The organism is Streptomyces sp. NRRL S-495 (assembly GCF_000966955.1).
Lineage (GTDB): Bacteria > Actinomycetota > Actinomycetes > Streptomycetales > Streptomycetaceae > Kitasatospora > Kitasatospora purpeofusca.
Map to the genome: position 1 here is coordinate 1 of NZ_JZWY01000056.1, position 4,333 is coordinate 4,333.

Here is a 4,333-nt window from a genome sequence, read left to right on the forward strand (position 1 = left end):
GCGCCGGGGCCACCGCCTCCTCGGCGCTGGCCGCGCTGGCCCGGCTCGGCGCCCGCGAGGTGACCGTCTACGTCCGCACCCCCGAGCGGGCCCGGGAGATGGCCGCGCTGGGCGAACGGCTCGGCGTGGCGGTGCGCACCGCCGACTGGGAGCGCGGCGCCGAGGCGCTGGCCCATCCGCTCACCGTGGCCACCACCCCGGCCGGGGCGACCGACGCCTTCGCCGCGGGGCTGACCGCCGGGCCGGGCGCGCTGTTCGACGTGCTGTACCACCCGTGGCCGACCGCGCTGGCCGCCGCCTGCGCGGACCGCGGGGCGACCGTGCTGGGCGGCCTCGACCTGCTGGTGCACCAGGCGGTACTGCAGAGCGAGCTCTTCACCGGGCGCACCCCCGGTCCGCTGGCGGCGATCCGCGCGGCCGGCGAGGCGGCGCTCGCGACGGGCTGACCGCCGCCCGCGCCGTGGGTGGTGCACGGACGGTGTGCGTCCGCGGTGTGCCCACCGTGTCCGTACTGTGCCCGGGGTGTGGCGGCGTCCCACCGGCGGGCCGACGGCCCCGCGGTGACCGGCCATTCCCGTCCGCCGGTCGGCCGAATGCTGTCCGGTGATCGGACTCCAGGTCCGGTCGGCCGTTCGGCATGAAAGGATTCGGGGAGAGAAGGCACGCCCGGACGGGTGCGGCAGCCCCGCGCCGGTCCGCTGATGAAGGAGCTCCGTTGGGTACGTTGCGCTGGCTGACGGCGGGGGAGTCGCACGGCCCCGCACTCGTCGCGACGCTGGAGGGCCTGCCCGCCGGTGTACCGGTCACCACCGCGGTGGTGGCCGACGCCCTGGCGCGCCGCCGGCTCGGTTACGGTCGCGGCGCACGGATGAAGTTCGAGCAGGACGAGGTGACCTTCCTCGGTGGCGTCCGGCACGGGCTCACCATGGGCAGCCCGGTGGCCGTCATGGTCGGCAACACCGAGTGGCCGAAGTGGGAGCAGGTCATGTCGGCCGACCCGGTCGACCCCGAGGTGCTGGCCGGTCTCGGCCGCAACGAGGCGCTGACCCGCCCGCGCCCCGGCCACGCGGACCTGGCCGGCATGCAGAAGTACTCGATCGACGAGGCCCGCCCGATCCTGGAGCGCGCCAGCGCCCGCGAGACCGCCGCCCGGGTCGCGCTCGGCGCCGTCGCCCGCGCCTACCTCAAGGAGACCTGCGGCATCGAGATCGTCAGCCACGTGGTCGAGCTGGCCGCCGCCAAGGCCCCGGCCGGGGTGCTGCCGCTGCCCTCCGACGAGGCGAAGCTGGACGCCGACCCGGTGCGCTGCCTGGACGCCGACGCGTCGAAGGCGATGGTCGCCGAGATCGACCAGGCCCACAAGGACGGCGACACCCTCGGCGGCGTCGTCGAGGTCCTCGCCTACGGCGTCCCGGTCGGCCTCGGCTCGCACGTGCACTGGGACCGCCGCCTCGACGCCCGGCTGGCCGCCGCGCTGATGGGCATCCAGGCGATCAAGGGTGTCGAGGTCGGCGACGGCTTCGACCTCGCCCGTGTCCCCGGCTCGCAGGCGCACGACGAGATCGTGCCGGGCCCCGACGGCGCCAAGCGCGTCTCCGGCCGCTCCGGCGGCACCGAGGGCGGTCTGTCCACCGGCGAGCTGCTGCGGGTGCGCGCCGCGATGAAGCCGATCGCGACCGTCCCGCGCGCGCTGCGCACCGTGGACGTGCGCACCGGTGAGCCCGCCAAGGCGCACCACCAGCGCTCCGACGTCTGCGCGGTGCCGGCGGCAGGCATCGTCGCCGAGGCGATGGTCGCCCTGGTGCTCGCCGACGCGGTGAACGAGAAGTTCGGTGGCGACCACGTGTCGGAGACCCGGCGCAACGTGCGGAGCTACCTCGACAACCTGATCGTCCGATGACCACTCCGGTCCTCGTGCTGGTCGGCCCGCCCGGCAGTGGCAAGTCCACCGTCGGGCAGGTCGTCGCCGAGCGCCTCGGCGTGGGCTTCCGGGACACCGACGCCGATATCGAGGCGCGGGCCGGCAAGCCGATCCCGGACATCTTCGTGGACGAGGGCGAGCCGCACTTCCGCAAGCTGGAGGAGGCGGCCGTGCGCGCCGCGGCCGGGACCCACGCCGGGGTGCTGGCGCTCGGCGGCGGCGCGGTGATGGCCGGGCCGACCCGGGAGCTGCTGCGCGACCTGCCGGTGGTGTTCCTGGAGGTCCCGCTCGCCGACGCGGTCAAGCGGGTCGGCCTGGACGCCCCGCGCCCGCTGCTGGCGGTCAACCCGCGGGCCCGCTGGCGCGAGCTGATGGAGGCCCGCCGCCCCCTCTACCTGGAGGTGGCCACCGCCGTCGTCGACACCGCCGGCCGCACCCCCGAGCAGGTCGCGGACGCCGTACTGGAAGCACTGGAGCTGAAGACCCCCCATGACTGACACCACCGTCAGGATCCACGTCGGCGGAAGCGCCGGCCACGACCCGTACGACGTGCTGATCGGGCACCAGCTGCTCGGTGAGCTGTCCCCGCTGATCGGGACCCGCGCCAAGCGGGTCGCGATCATCCACCCGGAGGCGCTGTCCGCCACCGCCGACGCCGTCCGCGAGGACCTGGCCGGCGAGGGCTACGAGGCGATCGCGCTGCAGGTGCCGAACGCCGAGGAGGCGAAGAGCGCCGAGGTGGCCGCGTACTGCTGGTCGGTGCTCGGGCAGACCGGGTTCACCCGCAGCGACGTCGTCGTCGGTCTCGGCGGCGGTGCCACCACGGACCTGGCCGGCTTCGTCGCCGCCACCTGGCTGCGCGGGGTGCGCTGGATCTCCATGCCCACCACGCTGCTCGGCATGGTCGACGCGGCGGTCGGCGGCAAGACCGGCATCAACATCGCCGAGGGCAAGAACATGGTCGGCGCCTTCCACCCGCCGGTGGGCGTGCTGGCCGACCTCGGCACCCTGGAGACCGTGCCCAAGCACGACTACGTCTCCGGGCTCGCCGAGGTCATCAAGTGCGGCTTCATCGCCGACCCGGTCATCCTCGACCTGATCGAGGCCGACCCCGAGGGTGCCAGGACCCCGGCCGGGCCGCACACCGTCGAGCTGATCCGCCGCGCCATCCAGGTCAAGGCCGATGTGGTCTCCGGGGACCTCAAGGAGTCCGGGCAGCGCGAGATCCTCAACTACGGCCACACCCTCGGCCACGCCATCGAGCGCAACGAGCGGTACAAGTGGCGGCACGGCGCGGCGATCTCGATCGGCATGGTGTACGCCGCCGAGCTGGGCCGCCTCGCCGGGCGGCTGGACGACGAGACCGCCGACCGGCACCGCTCGGTGCTCGCCTCCGTCGGTCTGCCGCTCACCTACCGCGCGGACGCCTGGCCGAAGCTGCTGGACGCCATGAAGATCGACAAGAAGTCGCGCGGCGACCTGATCCGCTTCATCGTGCTGGACGGCCTCGCCAAGACCTCCGTGCTGGAGGGCCCCGACCCGTCGCTGCTGGTGGCCGCCTACGCGGAGGTGTCCGGGTGACCAGGGTGATGGTGCTCAACGGCCCCAACCTGGGCCGACTGGGCAGCCGCGAGCCCGACGTCTACGGCGCCACCTCCTACGCCGGGCTGGTCGAGCGCTGCACCGCGCTCGGCAAGGAGTTCGGCTTCGAGGTCGAGGTGCACGAGACCAACTCCGAGCAGCAGATGGTGGAGTGGCTGCACGAGGCCGCCGACGGCCGGGTGCCGGTGGTGATCAACCCGGGCGCGTTCACCCACTACTCGTACGCGATGCGGGACGCCGCCGCGCAGCGCACCGCGCCGCTGGTCGAGGTGCACATCTCCAACCCGTACGCCCGGGAGACCTTCCGGCACACCTCGGTGATCGCCGCGGTGGCCTCCGGGACGATCGCCGGGTTCGGGATCGGCTGGCCCTGCGGGCGCTCGCCGAGCAGCTCGCCGCGGGCTGACGGCGCCTCGGGGCCGGGCCCGGCCGGTGGCCGGTGGCGGTGCGGCGGTGGGCTGTGTCCACCGCCGCACCGCCGTGTAGTGTCCCGCTGAAGGAAGTCGGGAGGTGCCGTGACGCAGTACGCCGGGGGTGGATCCGTCCCCCCACGTCCCGTCGCCCCGCCGGTGCCGGGGTATCCGGTGGCGGCCGGGACGGTGCCTGTTCCGGGGGCCGGGCCGGTCGTTCTTCCGGTGGCCGCGCGGGTGGTCGTTCCGATGGCCGTTCCGATGGCCGTGCCGGGGGTTGTTCCGGTGGCCGCCTCGACCGACGCCTCGGGGCCGCCGACCGTTCCGCTGCCGGTGCTCCCGTCCCCTCCACCCGGCCCCGCGCCCGCCCCGGTGCCCGTGTCCGGCCCTCCGCCGGCCT

The 4,333-nt window shown here is 74.7% G+C and carries 3 protein-coding genes and 2 pseudogenes; all 5 read left to right on the forward strand.

Annotated elements, in window-relative coordinates; all coding sequences use genetic code 11:
* A pseudogene (locus VR45_RS04280) lies at positions 1–446 on the forward strand (shikimate dehydrogenase); the annotation flags it as partial.
* 269 nt (positions 447–715) lie between these two features.
* Positions 716–1,900, forward strand: coding sequence for a chorismate synthase (gene aroC, locus VR45_RS04285; RefSeq protein WP_078896222.1), 1,185 nt, complete (start codon positions 716–718; stop codon positions 1,898–1,900).
* Complete coding sequence (locus VR45_RS04290) at positions 1,897–2,418, forward strand: shikimate kinase (protein ID WP_045938328.1); 522 nt, start codon at positions 1,897–1,899, stop codon at positions 2,416–2,418. Before aroC ends, VR45_RS04290 begins: the two co-directional genes overlap by 4 nt.
* Positions 2,411–3,502 (forward strand): 3-dehydroquinate synthase, encoded by a 1,092-nt coding sequence (aroB, locus tag VR45_RS04295; protein WP_045938329.1) that lies wholly within the window; start codon positions 2,411–2,413, stop codon positions 3,500–3,502. Before VR45_RS04290 ends, aroB begins: the two co-directional genes overlap by 8 nt.
* Before the next feature lie 8 nt (positions 3,503–3,510).
* A pseudogene (locus tag VR45_RS04300) lies at positions 3,511–3,929 on the forward strand (type II 3-dehydroquinate dehydratase).
* Positions 3,930–4,333: the final 404 nt, after the last annotated feature.

What these genes read in the sequence shown, in the direction of transcription:
- VR45_RS04290 (WP_045938328.1), top strand. Translation starts at nt 1,897, where the DNA reads ATGACCACTCCGGTCCTCGTGCTGGTCGGCCCGCCCGGCAGTGGCAAG.
- aroB (WP_045938329.1), top strand. Translation starts at nt 2,411, where the DNA reads ATGACTGACACCACCGTCAGGATCCACGTCGGCGGAAGCGCCGGCCAC.